This is a genomic window from Nocardia coffeae (assembly GCF_019890715.1).
GTDB classification, from domain to species: domain Bacteria; phylum Actinomycetota; class Actinomycetes; order Mycobacteriales; family Mycobacteriaceae; genus Nocardia; species Nocardia jiangxiensis.
Genome location: NZ_JAINZY010000001.1, coordinates 308825 through 326144, shown reverse-complemented (window position 1 = coordinate 326144; position 17320 = coordinate 308825). Strand labels below are relative to the sequence as shown.

15 protein-coding genes are annotated in these 17320 nt (G+C 69.0%); 10 read left to right on the top strand and 5 right to left on the bottom strand.

Annotated elements, in window-relative coordinates; genetic code table 11:
* Window positions 1-34 precede the first annotated feature (34 nt).
* From K7711_RS01495 to K7711_RS01485, 3 genes are all read right to left on the bottom strand, one after another.
* Window positions 35-349 (bottom strand): hypothetical protein, encoded by a 315-nt coding sequence (locus K7711_RS01495; RefSeq protein WP_222964160.1) that lies wholly within the window; start codon window positions 347-349, stop codon window positions 35-37.
* Window positions 350-535: 186 nt separating this feature from the next.
* Window positions 536-1210: a GntR family transcriptional regulator gene (locus K7711_RS01490; RefSeq protein WP_222964159.1), complete on the bottom strand. Its 675-nt coding sequence runs from the start codon at window positions 1208-1210 to the stop codon at window positions 536-538.
* Window positions 1211-1212: 2 nt separating this feature from the next.
* Window positions 1213-2409: an amidohydrolase family protein gene (locus tag K7711_RS01485; protein WP_222964158.1), complete on the bottom strand. Its 1197-nt coding sequence runs from the start codon at window positions 2407-2409 to the stop codon at window positions 1213-1215.
* 194 nt (window positions 2410-2603) lie between these two features.
* Between K7711_RS01485 and K7711_RS01480 the strand changes: the two genes are divergently transcribed.
* Genes K7711_RS01480 through K7711_RS01450 form a run of 8 tightly spaced genes read left to right on the top strand, consistent with a single transcriptional unit; the run spans window position 2604 to window position 11507 of the window.
* Window positions 2604-4193: an ABC transporter substrate-binding protein gene (locus tag K7711_RS01480; RefSeq protein ID WP_222964157.1), complete on the top strand. Its 1590-nt coding sequence runs from the start codon at window positions 2604-2606 to the stop codon at window positions 4191-4193.
* A 27-nt stretch (window positions 4194-4220) separates the two neighbouring features.
* Window positions 4221-5258: an ABC transporter permease gene (locus K7711_RS01475; protein WP_222964156.1), complete on the top strand. Its 1038-nt coding sequence runs from the start codon at window positions 4221-4223 to the stop codon at window positions 5256-5258.
* Window positions 5255-6181 carry an ABC transporter permease gene (locus tag K7711_RS01470; RefSeq protein ID WP_222964155.1) on the top strand — a complete coding sequence of 309 codons (927 nt, stop codon included), beginning with the start codon at window positions 5255-5257 and terminating at the stop codon, window positions 6179-6181. Before K7711_RS01475 ends, K7711_RS01470 begins: the two co-directional genes overlap by 4 nt.
* Window positions 6178-7149: an ABC transporter ATP-binding protein gene (locus K7711_RS47270; RefSeq protein WP_235746509.1), complete on the top strand. Its 972-nt coding sequence runs from the start codon at window positions 6178-6180 to the stop codon at window positions 7147-7149. The genes K7711_RS01470 and K7711_RS47270 overlap by 4 nt, the downstream gene beginning before the upstream one ends.
* Window positions 7146-8012: an ATP-binding cassette domain-containing protein gene (locus K7711_RS47265; RefSeq protein WP_235746508.1), complete on the top strand. Its 867-nt coding sequence runs from the start codon at window positions 7146-7148 to the stop codon at window positions 8010-8012. The genes K7711_RS47270 and K7711_RS47265 overlap by 4 nt, the downstream gene beginning before the upstream one ends.
* Window positions 7996-9090, top strand: a complete 1095-nt coding sequence (locus tag K7711_RS01460; protein WP_222964154.1) for a sugar phosphate isomerase/epimerase family protein — start codon at window positions 7996-7998, stop codon at window positions 9088-9090. The genes K7711_RS47265 and K7711_RS01460 overlap by 17 nt, the downstream gene beginning before the upstream one ends.
* Entirely contained in the window at window positions 9087-10007 is a 921-nt protein-coding gene (locus K7711_RS48830) for a sugar phosphate isomerase/epimerase family protein (RefSeq protein WP_222964153.1), read from the top strand. Before K7711_RS01460 ends, K7711_RS48830 begins: the two co-directional genes overlap by 4 nt.
* Before the next feature lie 42 nt (window positions 10008-10049).
* The gene (locus tag K7711_RS01450; RefSeq protein ID WP_222964152.1) at window positions 10050-11507 is read left to right on the top strand and encodes an FAD-binding oxidoreductase; all 1458 of its coding nucleotides are present in this window, start codon (window positions 10050-10052) and stop codon (window positions 11505-11507) included.
* Here the strand turns inward: K7711_RS01450 and K7711_RS01445 are convergent.
* A complete protein-coding gene (locus K7711_RS01445) occupies window positions 11497-12984 on the bottom strand; it encodes a chlorohydrolase family protein (protein ID WP_235746507.1) in 1488 nt (495 codons plus the stop codon). The genes K7711_RS01450 and K7711_RS01445 overlap by 11 nt on opposite strands.
* Complete coding sequence (locus tag K7711_RS01440; protein WP_222964151.1) at window positions 12984-14765, bottom strand: hydroxymethylglutaryl-CoA lyase-like TIM-barrel protein; 1782 nt, start codon at window positions 14763-14765, stop codon at window positions 12984-12986. The genes K7711_RS01445 and K7711_RS01440 overlap by 1 nt, the downstream gene beginning before the upstream one ends.
* A gap of 216 nt (window positions 14766-14981) precedes the next feature.
* Between K7711_RS01440 and K7711_RS01435 the strand changes: the two genes are divergently transcribed.
* A complete protein-coding gene (locus tag K7711_RS01435) occupies window positions 14982-15965 on the top strand; it encodes an ornithine cyclodeaminase family protein (RefSeq protein WP_222964150.1) in 984 nt (327 codons plus the stop codon).
* Window positions 15966-16005: 40 nt separating this feature from the next.
* Window positions 16006-17025, top strand: coding sequence for a DUF6282 family protein (locus K7711_RS01430; RefSeq protein ID WP_222964149.1), 1020 nt, complete (start codon window positions 16006-16008; stop codon window positions 17023-17025).
* Window positions 17026-17320: the final 295 nt, after the last annotated feature.

The window sequence follows — 17320 nt, the reverse complement described above, 5'->3', positions numbered from 1 at the left end:
CAGCGGTAACCGGTTGGTGGAACGATGGCGGGACTCACGGCGAGGGCGGCAGCTCCGGTAATTGCGGAGCCGACGCCGGCACTCCATCGGATGAAAAGTCGAGATGGCGGTTGCAGTAGACCGTCATAACCCGGATCGAATTCTCCTGAAGGGTTGGACACATGTTTGAAAGAAAGATCAAGATAATGGCGGTGACCGCACTGGCGTTGCCTCTGGCCGTCTTCGCGGCTCCCGCGGCCTCGGCCGCCACGATGCCGGCCGCGCCTGCGACATCGCACCAGGCAGCACCGATCGGCGGCGGCGGCTCGCTCCACATCTGCTTCCCGCTCGGCAGCGTCGTGTGGTGCATCTGATCCAGAAGGTCGACAGCAGAACTGGATGAGCAGGTCCGATTCGACTCTCGGCGAGGGCGCGGCTTGCGCGCCGAGCCCGCCGGGGCGCCGGAGTCTCGGACCGTGTCCCAGTTCGCTGCGATTCGTTCAACGCGTGTCCGATGAGCGCGCCGTCCGCACAGGACGCCACCGAATTCCGTGCGCTACCGCACCAGCGCGTCGAGAGTGGGCGCGCGTCCGGCCTCGATGTGCGCCCACATCAGCGATTCGGCGAGGCGATCGTTGCCGTTGCGGATCGCTTCGGTGATGGCGTGATGCTCATGCACCTGGTTGCGCAGGTCACGGCTGGACGTCAGATAGAAGATCCACGCGAGCCGCCCGCTGATCACTCGCATGAGTTCGTTGAGCAGCTCGTTACCGGCTGCCGCGACCAAGGTGACGTGGACGGCGCTGTTGGTTTCCGCGAGCTCCAGCGCCTCGCCCTCGTCGAGATGGTGCTCGGCCTTCGCCAGCATCTGTTCCAGGCCCGCGGTGTCGATGCCGGCCCGGGTTCGGCGCGCGGCGCCACCGACCGCGACGACCTCGACACCGAGCCGCGCGTCGAACAGGTCGTTGATCCGTTGCGCCGTCCAGGTGGTGACGTACGACGTGCGCCGTGGCGACGCCTCGACGAAGCCCTGCTGCTGCAACACCGGCATCGCCTCGCGCACCGGAACCCGCGACACGTCCAGATCGGCGGCCACCCGCTGCTCGGTCAGGGCGAGTCCCTGGGGGTATTCGCCGAGGATGATCTTGCGCCGGATCGTGCGCTGCAACTGGATGGACAGCGGTTCGCCGGTCGCCGCACTCGACACCGGCGTCCGTCCTGTGCGGGACATGTTCACCTGAGCTCCCCGTTTTCCGCGACCACTCGGCCGTGATGGACGACGATGCGGTCCGTCGGCCGGTCCAGCACCGCGGCGGCGGCGGACTCCGCATCGATCAGGACCAATTCTGCGGGATCGCCCACCCGCAACCCCGGACGCTCGCCGTGTACGAGCCGGGAAGCCGCTCGGTCGAGCACGGTGTGTCCGCCCCAGGTGGCCACTGCGAGAGCCGAATCCAGGTCTGGCTCGAAGGTGTAGCCCTGGGTGAACGCCAGCTGCCACGTTCGGTCGAGCATGTCGCCGTTGCCGTACGGCGACCAGTAGTCGCGCTGCCCGTCCATACCCAGGCCGATCCGGACGCCCGCATCCACGATCCGCCGGACAGGCAGGCTGCCGTGCCCGCCCGGCGCGATCGTGGTCAGCGCGATATCCAGTTCGGCAAGCTCGTCGATGGCCCGGAACGCTTCGGTGGACGCCTCGGCCAGGCAGAAGGCGTGCGAGACGGTGACGCTGCCCGCCAGCCCGAGCACACGGGTCCGTTCGGTGATCAAGGACAGACTGAACAGGCCCAGCGCACCCGGCTCGTGCAGGTGGATGTCGACGCCGCAGCCGAAACGTTCGGCGAGGTCGAACACGGTGTCCAGATGGCGCACCGGATCCCGGTCGATCGAGCACGGGTCGATCCCGCCGACCAGATCCGCCCCGAGCCGCAGCGCCTCGGCCGTCAGCGCGACCACGCCCGCCTCCCGGTGCAGGCCGACCTGGGGAAACGCGACGACTTCGACGGCCGCGCGATCCCGGTGGGTCTCGCGCGCGGCCAGCACACCCTCCAGCTTCGCCAATCCGGAGTCGGCGTCGACCTGGGCGTGGCTGCGCACTCGGGTGGCTCCGAACGTGATTGCGCGCTGCAACGCGTAGGTTGCTCGGTCGGCGACCGACGCTTCGGCCGAGCGCCAGTTCGCCCGGTCGTCCATGATGCGGCTCATCAGGTCGGGTGCGCCGGTGCACGGGCGGAACGGCAGACCCAGCCGATTCGAGTCGAGATGGGTGTGCACGTCCGAAAACGACGGCACCGCAACGCGTCCGGCGCCGTCCACGATCGTCGCGTCCGAGGTGGGCGCCGAGCCACCGGCGGCGATCTCGACAACGCTCTGCTCGTCCAGTACGACATCGCAGGGCGGCCCGCCCCACGGCCGGATGTTCGTTATCACTGTGTGCACGGAATCAGCGGCCTTTCACTGCTCGCGGCAGAATTTCGCGGATGTGAATGAGGAAGCTAGTGTATACATAATTTCCACTTGAGCTGCTGTTACGCATAGTTTACGCGGCAGGAACGCAGATTGAAATCAAATCTGTATACCGTTCTGGCATTGCGACTTCTCGTATGTTCCAGGAAGGCCTCCCGATGCCCCTACCTATCCGTCGCTCCCGCCCGCCCGTTCGACGCTCCCGCCCGCGCCGCTGTGGGGCTGTCGTCGGCGCACTCACCGCCGCGATCGCGGCGATGCTGCTCGTCACCGGTTGTGGTTCCGGTCCGGGCGGATCCGACCGCCGCGAGACGCTGGTCGTCGCCTACCGGAACGAGGTCACCACACTGGACCCGGTCCGGGCCGACTACCAGGAATCCGACAACGTCGAAGCCGTCCTCTACGACACGTTGATCGGATACGACCACGGCAGGATGGTCCCGCAGCTCGCCACCGAATTCGCCTACTCACCGGACGTCACCTCGGTTCAGCTCACGCTGCGTCCCGGCGTGAAGTTCCACTCCGGCAACCCGCTCACCGCGCGGGACGTCGTCTACTCGCTCGATCGGGTGAAGTCGATCGGCCAAGGCATCATCGGCCAGATCTCCAGCTACAAGTCCGCCACAGCAATCGACGACACGCACCTCACCATCGCCCTCACCCACCCGGACGCGCTGTTCATGGGCGCGCTGAGCCGCATCTACATCGTCGATTCGACACTGCTGACCGCGCGGGCCGGCAGCGACCAGGGCCAGAACTGGCTGCTCAACCACGACGCCGGCTCCGGACCGTATCGGTTGCAGTCCTCCTCGGCCGGCACCATCCAGACGACGCGGTACGACTCGTTCTGGGCGTTCGACCCGAAGCGTCCGCGGAACCTGACCTTCCGCCGGATAGACGACCAGGCCACCATCCGCGACGAGATCAAGGCGGGCAACGCCGATCTGGGCTGGATCTCCAAGGCCGACGCGAAATCGTTCCAGGGCATCCCGTCGGTGACCGTCGGACCCGCGCCGGACGCCTACCAGATGGTGATCTACTTCAACACCGCGCAGGGGCCCGGTGCCAACCCGGCGCTGCGAGAGGCGCTGCGGTACGTCCTGGACTATCGGGGCGCGCTCGACTCGATCTACAACGGGCAGGGCACGATCGCCAACGGCCCGCTGCCGACCAACCTGACCTGTCGGCCTGAATTGCCCACCGAGAGAACGGATCTCGCGAAGGCCAAGCAGATCCTCAGCGCCGCCGGGTTGGCCGGGACGACGCTGACGATGCGTTATCAGCCGACGTTCAGCGAGCACACCAAGGCCGCGACGCTGTTGCAGTCCAACCTCAAGGAAATCGGTATCACGCTGCAACTGCAGCCCATCGCGTTCGCCGACTACCTGACCATGTTGAGTGACCCGAAGACCATCCCGGACATGATCCTGCTGGGCGAGAACGCGCCGTACCCGGACCCGGGCGTGATGATCACCAAGACCTTCTGGTCGAAGTCCGTCGGCACCAATCGCGGGGCCTACTCGAACCCCGCGGTGGACGCGCTGATCGAGCAGGCGACCAACACTCCGGACGCCGACGCGCGATGCGGACTCTATTCGCAGGCACAGCGATTGATCGACGCCGACTTCGCCACCATGCCGCTGTACACGGTGCACAACACCTGGGCGTGGCGTTCGGACGTTCGCGGCATGGACGTCGCCGCGCCCGGCGGCGGTGTCGGCTACCGGGCGCTGACGGTCGGGAACTGACCGGCCGGGCGAGGGAGGTGAAGCGGTATGCGAAACCGATTCGTACAGGCGGGATTGTTCGTCCTGCGCCGGGTCGCGGGTGGCGTCGGGACCTTGGCTGTGCTCGCGACAGTGGTGTTCTTCCTGCTCAAGGCCGTTCCGGGCGATGAGGCGCGGGTCGCGGCGGGTGCGTCCGCGACACCGGATCAGGTCGCCGCGGCCCGGGCCCGGCTCGGCCTGGACAGCAGCCTGTGGACTCAGTTCCTGCGTTTCCTCGGCCGGATCGTGCGCGGCGATCTCGGGGTGTCGAGTTCGACGCACGGTTCGGTCGGCGCGTCGATCGTCGACCTGCTGCCCGGCACCACCGAACTGGTCGTCGTATCGGTCGCGATCAGCGTGGTCACCGCAGTGCCGCTGGCGATGCTCTCGGCCCTACGCGGTTCGGGCGCATGGGATTCCACGCGCCGGGTCACCGTCATCGTGCTGGCCGGTATGCCGATCTTCTGGCTGGCGCTCATGGTGCAATTCCTGCTCGGGACCAAGCTGCACCTCTTCCCGATCTCCGGGCAGCTCTCGATCGGTTACTCGGTGCCGCGCGTCACCGGTGCACCCACGCTCGATGCCCTGCTCTCCGGCGATTTCGCCGCCGCCCAGGACGCCTTCGCGCATCTGGTGCTGCCCGCGGTGGTACTCGCCGTCCCGCAGGCCGGGCTGCTGTACCGGGTCACTCGCGCGGAGATTCTGCGGGTGTTGACCCGGCAGCATGTCACGGTCGCCAGGGCCGCCGGTGTCGGGCGGGCGCGATTGATCCGCACCCACGTGCTCCCGCCCGCGTTGACACCGGTGCTGTTCCTCGTCGGTATCGACTTCGGCACGCTGTTCGGTGCCGCGATCCTCGTCGAATCCGTCTTCGGACGTCAGGGCATCGGCGCGATGATGACGAATGCGATGGCCCAGAAGGACACGCTCAGCGTCGAGGGCGGTGTCCTGGTCATCGGGCTGATCGTGGTGCTGTCCAGCCTCGTCGTCGATATCGTGCAGATGATCCGGGATCCCCGGGTCCGGGCCGCGGAGCTGGCGCGATGAGCGGGCTCGCGACCACCGCGCCGCACAGCGTGTTCGGTCGCTCCCGCAGGTCGGGGCGGCTGTCCTGGGGGCTGCGCACGCGCCGGTCCTCGCTCCTGGACCGCATCACGATCGCGCTGGTGCTGGTGCTGTTCGTGACGGCGCTGCTCGGCCCGACGGTGGCCCCGGATGTGTACATCTCGCACATCCAGGAGGTGTTCCGGCCGCCGAGCGCGCAGCACTGGTTCGGCACCGACGATCAGGGTCGAGATGTGTTCTGGCGCATCGTCGTCGGCTGCCGGGTGACCCTCGGGGCAGCCGTCGTCGTGGTGGCCGGTTATGCCGCCATCGGCACCTTGGTCGCGACCGTGGCCGCGGTCGGGCCGCGCTGGCTGGACGAGATCCTGATGCGGCTCACCGATGCCGTGCTGGCTTTCCCGGGAATCCTGTTCGCGGTCGCCGCCACCGCCGCGCTCGGCGCGAGCCTGAACTCGGTGGTCCTGGCCCTGATGCTGACCGGCTGGCCGATGACCGCGCGACTGCTGCGCGGAATCATGCGAGAGACGATGGCGATGCCGTTCGTGGATGGTGCCAGGGCTCTCGGAGTGTCGCGCACCCGGCTCATGGTGCGGCACGTACTGCCCAACGCGCTACCGGCCCTGTGGGTGAAATGGGCCGGTGACATCGGCAACACCGTGATCATGGTCGGCAGCCTGTCGTTCATCGGCGCCGGTGCGCAACCGCCGTCGGCGGAGTGGGGCGCGATGGTGGCCGCCGCGCGCGGTTACGCGTCCAGCTACTGGTGGATCGCGCTGTTCCCGGGCCTCGCCATCGCGCTGACCACCGCGTCGTTCGGGCTGCTCGGCGACATGTTCCACGTTCGCAGCGATCCGGCGACGCGGCGGCGCGCGGCCGTGGTCATTCAGAAGGGACGGACTCGATGACCAGCACCACCAGCACCGATGCCCTGCTCGAGGTCCGCGACCTGAGCGTCACCGTGCCCGGCGGCGCGACGCTCGTCGACCGGGTGAGCTTCGAGGTCGCCGGTGGAGAGCGCTTGGCGATCGTCGGCGAGTCGGGATCCGGGAAGTCGGTGACCGCTCGCGCGCTGCTGCGCCTGGACACCGACGTGACGCTGGACGGCTCGGTCCGGCTCGGCGGCCAGGAACTGACGACGCTGACCGAGTCCGAACTCACCCGCATCCGCGGCCGCCGCGCCTCGATGGTCTTCCAGGACCCGCTGTCCGCACTGCATCCGACCCGCACCATCGGCGCCCAGGTCGCCGAGCCGCTGATCGTGCACGGCGTCGGGCGACGCGAGGCGCGGCGGCGGGCCGCGACCATGCTCGGCGAACTCGGCATCGCCGACGCGAAACGCCGGATGCGGGCCTATCCGCACGAGTTCTCCGGCGGTATGCGCCAGCGCGTCGCGATGGCGATCGCGCTGGTCGGCGAACCGGATCTGCTCATCGCCGACGAGCCGACCACCGCGCTGGACGTGCGCGTGCAGGAACAGCTGTTCGCGCTGCTGGGCCGGGTCGCCGCGGAACGTTCGCTCGCCGTCGTGCTGATCACCCACGACATCGGCACCGTCGCCGGGTTCGCGGACCGGGTTCTGGTGATGTACGCCGGTCGGGTCGCCGAGCAAGGTGACGTGGGGTCCCTGCTCGGCGCTCCCCGGCATCCGTACGCCGCGGCGTTGCGGGCCGCGGTGCCCCGCCTGGACACCCGGCCGGGACAGCTGGTCGCGTTGCCGGGGACGACTCCGGCACCCGCGGACCGGCCCGCGGGCTGCGCCTTCCACCCGCGCTGCCCGGTCGCGTTGGACGTGTGCCGCACGAGCCCACCCGCGCTGCAACCGGTCGACGACGGCGAAGTGGCCTGCCACCTGTTCCGGGAGGTGGCTGCATGATCCTCGACGTACGCGGTGTCTCGAAGTCGTACCGTCCGCTCGGTCAGCGCCCGGTCCGGGCCCTGGACGATGTGTACCTGCGGGTGCCCGAGGGGACGACGGTGGGTCTGGTCGGCGAGTCCGGTTCCGGCAAGTCGACGCTGTTGCGCTGCATCATGCGGTTGGAAAGCCTGGACAGCGGTTCGATCGCCTTCCGGGGCGAGAACATCGTCCCGGCGCGCGGTGCGGCGTTGCGCGCGTACCGGCGCGAGGTGCAGATGGTCTTCCAGGACCCGGCGGGCAGCCTCAATCCGCGGATGACCGTCGCCGAGCTGGTCGGTGAGGGCATGGTGGTGCACCGGCTGGTGCGCTCGGCCGCGGCGCGTCGTGATCGCGTCGCGGGCCTGCTGGACCTGGTCGGGCTGCCCGCGGAGGTGATGGATCGGCATCCGGCGTCCTTCTCCGGCGGGCAGTTGCAGCGCATCGCGATCGCGCGGGCGCTGTCGGTGGAACCGAGCCTGCTGGTGTGCGACGAACCCGTCTCCTCCCTGGACGTCTCGGTGCAGGCCCAGGTGCTGAACCTGCTGACCGATATGCAGGAGCGGCTGGGCCTGTCGATCCTGTTCATCTCCCACGACCTGGCCGTCGTGAAGTACCTGTGCCCCTCGATCGCCGTGCTCGAGAAGGGCCGGATCGTCGAGGAGGCGAGCCGCGACGAACTCTTCGCCGCACCGCGCGCGCCCTACACCCGGGCTCTGATCGCGGCGATACCCGACCCCGATTCCGCTGTCGCACACCGTGTTCGCGGCGGATCACCGTCAGTACCACCGGCCATCGCGGCCGGTTCCGAACCGGAAGGACACGCGGATGCGACTCGGAAGTGACGCCCTCAAACTGCCCGACTCGGCGAACCACACCCCGGCGGAACAGCTGGAACGCGCGCATGCGGAGGGCCTGGCCGGACTCTTCTTCCGGCATCTGCTGCACGTGTCCGGGACGCTCGATCGAGCCGAACTCGGTGCGGTGCGGCAGCGCGCCGACGAACTCGGGATGTATCTCGAGGCGGGGCTGGGCCGGGTCAACCCGTACAACATCCCCGAATCACCGGAGATGCGGATCCTCGGCGACGGCGACACCGTGCTCGGCTACCGCCGGGTGCTGGAGGCCGCCGCCGGGATCGGCATCACCGAATTGTGGGCCGAGACAGCGACATTCAAGCCGTTCCGGGGACGATTCGCCTACGACCGGTACCGCACCGACGCGCCCTGGGCGGATCAGTTGGCGGCGACCGTCAAATTCCTGCACACCCTGGCGCCGATCGCGCGCGACCTCGGCATCCACATCAACCTGGAGACCCACGAGGAGATCACCTCGTTCGAATTGGTGCGCATCGTCGAGGAGGTCGGTCCCGACGTCCTGGGCATCACCTTCGACACCGGCAACGTGGTACAGCGGCTCGAACATCCGACCTGGGCCGCGCGCCGCCTCGCGCCGTACGTCCGGCAGACCCACATCAAGGACTACGACCTGGTCCGCGTCCCGGACGGGCTCGACGGCCAGCTGCGCCCGAACGGTGACGGCGTCGTCGATCTGACCGATATCGTGCCGATCCTGTACGCCGCCAACCCGGATCTGCAGCTGTCGCTCGAGGTGCGCGCGTACGGCGACGGGGCGGGCGAATACCGGACCGACGGCGCCCGGATCGCGCTGTACGACCCGGTCTGGCTGGCGGGCCATCCGGATCTGACCACCGAGGAACTGGTGGCGTACCTGGAGATGTTGCAGCGCTACGAGGAACGGGTCGCGGCAGGTGCGGTCGACTCCTTCGCGACCTACCGGGCCGCGGTCTGGGACGAGGACGCGGCGTGGCGGTACGTGCGCACCTCCCGCGACTACGTGCGCGGTTGCGCCGAGAAGGCGGGCATCGTCCTGGACGGCGCTCCCGTGCGGACCGACGCGTGAGGCCGCTCGGTATCGCGCTGCGCGATTTCGCGGTCGTCCCGGGCACGCCGAACGAATTGGTCACCGCGGCAACGGAACTCGGCGTGACGGTCGTCCATCTCAACCCCGCGCGCTGGGTGGGGGAGCGGCTCGATCCGGCGGAACTGGAACAGGTCGGCCGGATCTTCGCCGCGGCCGGGCTCCAGGTGACCGTCGACCTGGGCGCGGTCAACCCGGCCTACTGGCGCTCGCCCGACCCGCTGGACCCGGACGGCACGACTGCGCGCCGCCGCCTGCTGCGCGAGGCCGCACTGCTCGGGGCCGAATCGGTGCACGTGCGGGTCGGCTCGCCCGAATCCCGGGACGATCCGGCGGTGCCGTGGGCCGAACAACTCGACGGTGCCCGCCGCGCCTTGGCCGATCTCGGACCGCTCTCGCTCGAACTCGGCATCCCGGTGGTGCTCAAGACGCACGAGGAGATGTCCTCACACGAGGCGCTGGCGCTGGCCGAGGCGGCGGGCGAACATGTGCGGATCGGCTTCAGCGCGGTGAATCTCCTTGTTTGCCTGGAGAATCCGATCGCGGCGGCCGAACGGCTGGGCGACCGGGTGCACACCGTGTTCCTCGACGATGCCGCGCTGTCCTGGTCACCCGAGGGGATGGTGCGGCGGATGCGACCGGTCGGTGCAGGGATCGTCGACTGGCCCGCGCTGCTGACCGCACTGCCCGCCGACGCGCCCCTCGTCTTCGATATGCACCGGGCCGAGCTCGACGCGCCCTGCTACCGGCCGGGCTGGGTGGCCGCCCGGCCGACGCTCGCCGCCGCGGAGATCCTCGCCCTCGCCGCGGTCGCGCCGCCCGACGCCCCGACCACCGTCCTGGACGAACGTCGCGACACCGGCCTGGCGATGCTGCCGGCACTCGCCGCCGTCCACTGAACCGCACGAACGTCCTGATCCGCACGAACGGAGATCTCGATCATGGTTACCCCGGTGTCACGAACGCCCGCCGAGACAGTGGACGCCCTGCGCGACGTCGTCACCTGCGACGTCGTCGGACCCGACGACCCGTCCTACGACATGCTCCGGCGCGGCTGGAATGCCGATATCGACCGCCGTCCGGCCGCGATCGTGCGCTGCGCGTCGGCGCAGGACGTGTCCGCGGCGCTCGGCTGGTGCGTCGCGCGTCGGGTGCCGATCACGGTCCGCGGCGGCGGGCACAATCTCGCGGGTACCGCCGTCGCCGACGACGCGGTGCTGATCGACACCGGCCTGCTGCGCCAGGTCGATCTCGACCCGGACACCGGCCGGGTCGTCGTCGGCGCGGGCTGCCGCTGGGGCGATGTGGACCGGGTCGGTGCCGAATACGACCGCGCGGTGCCCGCCGGGGTCGTCTCGCACACCGGTGTCGCCGGGCTGACCCTGGGCGGCGGCGTCGGCTATCTGACCCGAATGTTCGGCGCGAGTGTCGATTACGTCGACGAGATCGAGGTGGTGGTCGCCGACGGCCGGATCCTCGCCGTCTCCAGGGACGAGCACGCCGACCTGTTCTGGGCGTTGCGCGGGGCGGGCCACAACTTCGGCATCGCAACGAAATTCACCTTCCGCACCGTGCCGCTGCCCGGTGTGGTGACGATCCGGCAGGTGTTCTACGGGGCCGGGGATCGCGCCGAGGTGTTGCGCCTGTTCCGCGAGTGGGGTCCGGACGCGCCCGGCAACGTCGGCACCTACATCAGGCTGCTGCGCGCGCCCGAATACTGGTCGCAGCTGCCCGCCGGGCATCGTGGGCAGCCGGTGCTGTCACTGGCGACGATCTGTTACGGCGATCCGGCCGACGAGCCCGCGATCACCGCGCCGATGTTCGCGGTCGGCACGCCGATCTACCACAACGTGCGCACCGTGCCGCACGTCACGTTGCAGCACGCCACCGACGACGAATTCCGTTACGGCGTAGCGCATTACTGGAAACACTCGGCCGTCGAACGGCTGGACGACGACGCGATCGACCTGATCCTGCGCAACTGCGACGCGTATCCCGGCGCGAGCCTGAACGCCAGCGCCAATATCGCCCACCAGCTGCTGTGCCCGTTCGAGATCATCGCGGGCACTCGCAATCCCCGGCCCAGGCCCGATGATTCGACGTCCGGGATCGAGTCGCTGTTCAGTGCGAACATCGGCGCGGACTGGCTGTATCCGGCGCAGAAGGCGCCGCTGGTGGAGTGGGCGCGCCGGTTCGACAAGGAGCTCGAACCGTACCGCAACGGCACGTACATCAACTTCACCTCGGTGGCGGGCAACGACGAGATGGCCCGGAACGTCTACGGCGACAAATACGATCGGCTCGCCGAGATCAAGCACGAGTACGACCCGGACAACGTGTTCTCGCGCGGCCTGGTCGATCTCGCGGAGAACGAGGATTCGCCCTGGCTCAACGCCTGAAGTCGGGGTACTCCGGAGGGAGCAGTTCCGGGCGCGGTCGTCGCAGCACGTCGCGCTCGGAATAGGCCCGCAGGAGTTTGTCGAAGATCCGCTGCGCCTCGGTCCGCAGGGCGCTGATGTCGACGCCCGGTACGACGCCGTCGCGCACCACGACCCGGCCCGCGATCATCGACAGCCGGACGTCGCGCCCGCTGCCGCTGGCGAGCAGGGTGCGGATCGGGTCCTCCAGGACGCCGTCGCGCAGGTCGTCCAGCGAGAAGGCGACCAGGTCGGCCGCGGCACCGGGCGCGAGTCGGCCCAGGTCCGTCCGGCCCAGCGCCCGCGCGCCGCCGAGGGTGGCCGCGGTGAGGTACGCACCGGCCGACGCGGCGTCGAGCCGGCCGTCCACGAGTTTGGCGATGTTGACGCCGTAGTCCATGCCGCGCACGAGATCCGGTGGGAACGAGTCGGTTCCGAGCGCGATGGTCACCCCGGCGGCGCGGTAGCGGGCGAAGGACTCCAGTGCGGAGCCGTAGCGTGCCGAGGTGAGTGGGCAGTGCACGATCGCGACACCGGCGTCGGCGAGTGCACGCAGGTCGTCGCCGGGGTCGCCGGCGTCGACCAGGTCTGCGGTACAGCGTGAGGAGTTCAGGTAGATCGCGTGTGGCACAAGCAGATTCGGGCCCAGCAGTCCGGTCTCCCGCAGTAGTTGCACGGGTGTGCGCCGGTACCGTTCGCCGAGTCGGATCCACTCGAATCGGCCCTGGAGACAGTGCAGCCGCACCTTGGTGCCCAGTCGCGCAGCCGCTGCCGCGGTCGCCTTCATCAGTTCCGGGGTCAGCGTCTCGATACGGCAGGGCAGCAGTACCGGTCGCAGCAGCGGGTCGCCGAGATCGCGCAGCCATTCGGCGAATCGGACCGCGTCGGCGAGTCCCGCGCGGCCCAGTTCCTCGTTCCAGGCCACCGTCGCGGGTTCCGTTGCGGCGGGCCGGATCCGGACGCCCGCGCGGTAGCTGGTGCCGAGGTAGGCGCGCAGGCCCAGTGCGCTCGCCGCATGCGCCATGTCGACGCCATCGTCGAAGGTCTCCGCCCACGCCGAATGGGTTTCCGCCGCGATCGGCATCGCGGTGGTGACGCCGTGCAACAGCAGTTGGACGAACGCGTAGTGGCGTACGAACCGGCGTTCCGCTGCGGTGAGCACGTCGCGGCGACGATTGTGGAACCAGTCCGCCGACCAGTCCAGCCCCGCGGAATGTGCTGCGCCCCAACAGGAGTCGAATACCGCGTGATCGATGTCGGCCAGTGCGTCCAGGTCGATCAGGCCGGGCAGCAGGACGCTCGCGCCTGTCTCGATGACCTCGTCCCCAGGGTTCGGATCGGCGCGCGGCCCGACCGCGGTGACGACATCGCCCTCGATCACCACCTCGCCATCGGGCAGCAGCACATGGCCGCCGTCCTGGAACGCCACCACGTGATCGGCGCGCACTCGAAAAGCCATCAGCGGACACCCTTTCCGGTGAGCAGCCGCAGCAAACGGTGCTCGACGATCGTGGCGCATTCGCGAACCGTCGTGCGGTGTGCCCGCTCGGGGCTGTCGGTGACGCGACGTTCGAGGCGGGCCAGGATGTCGGCGGCCGTACTTCCCGTGGTCGCCACGACGTACCGGTGCCCGAGACGCTGTTCGTATCGTTCGGTCAACGCGACGATCAGGGCGTGGCGATCGGTACCGGCATCGCGCATCAGCCCGGCCTCCTCCTCGCGCGAGAACGTCGCGCGCGGCCCTTCCGCGTCGCCCCCGAGCGGCCGGAAGTACGCGGTCAGTGCGGGCAGATCGGCGGCGGGCCAGTCGAGGATCGTGGTGCGCGCGGTCTGCATCGCGCCGACGCGGTCCTTCGCCTCGGCGCGCACGGCCGCGATCAGATCCGGATGTGGCAGTGCGGTTTCCAGCGCGGCCGCGAGTTCGCCCTCCGCGGGCGGCTGTCGCAGCGCGGTGAGCAGGGCCGCGTAGAGCGCGGTCGCCTCCTGCTCGTCCAGCCAGCGCGGATAGCCGGTGATCGCGGCGACCCGGGCGTCGAGCGCGCGGCGCAGCACGGCGATCTCGGCGCGGTCGGGTGCGGAGCCGAGACCGTGACCCGCGGTCACTGCGACCCGGTGCAGATTGCGGACCATCGCATCGGAGCTGAGCGCACCCCAGACCCAGGTGATCCGCTGCCCGAGTCTCGCGGGCACCAGGCCGTGGCTGATCGGCGGGAACGAGTCCTGTCCCTCGACCATGGCTCGGGCCGCATCCCCGGGCATGTGTTTGAGATACGCGAAGCGGCCGGTGAGCGGTTTGAGCTCCGGAATGCGCACGCCGCTCTCGCGGGCGACGAGTTCGGCGATCGGCTGGATCAGGTCGAGTCGCAGGCCCGTGTCGATGCCGTAGAGCGTCTCGAGTGCGAGCACGACCTCCTCCAGCGGCGCGAATCCCGCGCGATACGACATCCCGTTGATCGCCACATCCGGTCCGGCGCCCGCCGTCGCGGCCGCTACCGCGCAGGCGGTGGCGAGCCCGAATTCGTCGTGCACGTGCACGGTCACCGGGATCGGCGCGCTCAGACCGGCCCGGAAGCGTCGTACCAGTACCTTCATCGCCTCCGGGCTCAGGCTGCTGGTCGAATCCATCAGATCGATCCGGGTCGCGCCGAGGGTGGCTGCGTGGTCGGCCGCCCGGAGCAACTGCGCGAAGTCCCGGCGTCCGACGTTCGCCAGCGTGATCGTCGTCTCCAGCCCGAGTGCGCGGGCGTACTCGAAATATTCTGCGAGCAGGTCTCTCTGGCGCATCTCGGCGTCCGCGTCGGGGGCGGGCACGATGCCCGGCGCCAGGATGCGGGCGCCCGCCTGCACGAGTGTGTCCACGGCTTCGCGCATCGGCACCGGCGTCGGCGTGCGGCCGTCACCGAGCAGCGCGTCGGCGTACACGTTGAGGCGCAGCGGCAGGTCGCATTCGGTGAGCGTCTCGAGCAGGTCGAGGTCCTGGGGCGCGGGATGGGCCGAGCCGGACCAGTTGACGTTGAGGCATTCGTCGCGGATGCCGAGCTCGACCAGGGCGCCCGCGATCCGCTGGAAACCGGCCCGGCCGACCGTCTGGCCGGCGGTGAAGTATGTCTTGCGGATCGTGCTGTCGATCAGGCCGAGCGGGGACGGAAAGTTGAATTCCGCGAGCACCCCGGGATCGAAATCGAGTGGGCTGACGGCATGGCTGCCGACGACGACGGCTTGGCGGTCGGGGTTGAGCATCCACGCCTCCGGAGCATCAGACGACTAGTATTTGTATACATACGTGCCAGATGCTGTCAGCGGCAAGGGGTACCTGTTTCGGTTGTGTGAACACTCGAATGCGCTGATTACATTGCTGTCTGCGGCCTGACTGAATCGATGATCGTGGGTTAAGGTTGACGTGTTGGTATACAAAAATCGGATAGACAATGCACCGGCTCGAGGGGAGGTTTCGGGGTGACCACCTTGGTACTCACCAGCGACGAGTGCGAGTCGTTGCTCGACCACCGGCAGGTGATGGCCGCTCTGGAGCGCGCGCACGCGGCGCTCACCACCGGCGCGGCCGAACAGCCCCGCCCGGCCACGATGCGGCCGGCGACCGCGGACGCCGCCGACCCGCACGGCCCGGCACTGCTGCCGATGGCGGCGACCTGGCTCGGGCTGGCCGTGGTGAAAATGCTGTCGGACATACCGCGCAACCGGGAGCTCGGTCTGCCCGCACAACGATCGACCGTCGCGCTGTACGACGCGGAAACCGCCGAATGCCTGGCCCTGATCGACGGCCGGACGCTGACCCGCATTCGAACGGCGAGCGCGACCGCCCTGGCCACCCGCCTTCTGGCCAGGCCCGGCAGCCGCGTGCTGGGACTGATCGGGGCGGGTGCGCTCGCGCTCGAGCATGTTCGCTCTCATCAATGCCTCGGTTACGACGAGGTCGTCGTCTGGTCCCGCTCGGACCGCACGGCGCAGGTGCTCGCCGAGATCGCGCCCGCCGACGTCTCGGTCACCATCGCCGAGACGCCGGGGCAGGTCGTCGCGAACGCCGACGTGGTGTGCACCCTCACCCCTTCGGTCGACCCGATCCTGACCGCGGCCGAACTGCGGCCCGGACTGCACATCAACGCGGTCGGCTCGCCGCCGCGCCCGCATTTCCGCGAACTCGCGGCGGATGTGCTCGCCCGGGCGAACCTCGTGGTCGTCGACGCGCTCGACGTCGCGCTGCACGAGTCGGGCAACATCGCCGCCGGAGCCGTGGACGCAGCCGCGCTCGTCGAACTCGGCGACATCGTGACCGGTGCACACCCCGGCCGCCGTGACGGCCGCGAGGTGACGGTGTTCAACTCGGTCGGGATCGGCCTGCAGGACCTTGCCGCCGCCGAACTCGCCCGCAGTCGGGCGCGATCCGCGGGGGTCGGTCGCGAATTCGATCTTCGTGGCTGAAATCGACCGGCCCACAAGTGACTTCGAGAAGGAGCAGGATATGACCGTCGTCGGCGAGAGGTTCGACAACAGATCGATGGAGCTGCCGGACGAGCTGATCCGGGGCGTCAGTGACGTCCACGTGCACAGCGGTCCGTGGCTCGAGTCGTGCCCCGGCCGGTTGGACCCGTTCCGGATCGCCGAGCAGGCCGCGGCGGCCGGCATGCGGTCGCTGGTCTTCTACGACCACACGCTCGGAATCAGCTGCGGCACATCGATGTTGACCCGTCGGCAGGTTCCCGGCATCGATATCTTCGGGGGCATCATCTTGACCACCGCACTCGGCGGGCTCAACCCGCGCGCGGTGAAGACCGCGCTGCACTACGGCGACGGCGCGAAGTTCGTCCATTTCGGCGCCCACTGCACCCACTTCATGGCCAGCAACGAGGGCAGCTACGTCGACGGCAAGCCGGTTCCGTTCAAGGATCGATACCCGGAGTTCGCCGCGAAGGAACTCGCCAGGTCCATTCGAATCCCGTTGGACGGGAACGTCTCCGATGACCTGGCCGAGATCCTGCAGCTGATCGCCGATCATCCGCACGTGCACCTCAACACCGGCCACGTCTCGGTCGAGGAAGCGATCCGGCTGGTCGACCTCGCGATCGAGGCCGGGATCACCAAGATCGTCGTCGCGCACCCGTGCCGGGGACGGATGACGACCGAGCAGCAGCGCGCGTTGGCCGCGAAAGGCGTGCTGCTCGAAGGAGCGGTGTCGGACTGGATGTTCCACCGCGGCCTGCCACGGACCAACTACTACGTCGAACGCGAGTGGGCCGACGAGATCGCCGGGATCGCCAACGCCCCGGAATACAGCGGCGTCGTGCCCTGGGCGAAGCAGATTCGAGAGATAGGCATCGACCACTTCGTCCTGGGCACCGACTATGGCATCGGCTCCGGACCGACACCTGCCGAAGGCATGCGTATCTTGGTCAGCACCCTGCTCGACCTCGAATTCACACCTGACGAGATCCACACGATGATCAAAACCAACCCCGAGCGCCTGCTCGACCTGCAGGCGTAGCTCGGCAGCCGCGCCGGCGGATCTCGGCCTCTCCATCCCACCGAAACGCTCGGTGGGGTCATGCCGGTTGAGCCTGGACGACAGGCAACCGACCGCGGATCACCGCCTCGTCTATGGCCCGCGCGAGCCGTGAACAGCCGGCCAGCGCAGGGCCCGGTATGGGTGAGTTCCCGAGTTCGTGGCATGCCTCGCGGGCCGCGGCGTTCCATTGCAGGCTCGTCTGTTCCCGGCTGCTCTTGCGTACGAGCACCCTGGCGGCGCAGGTGTCACACCTGAGCGGCCGCATCGGGACGTC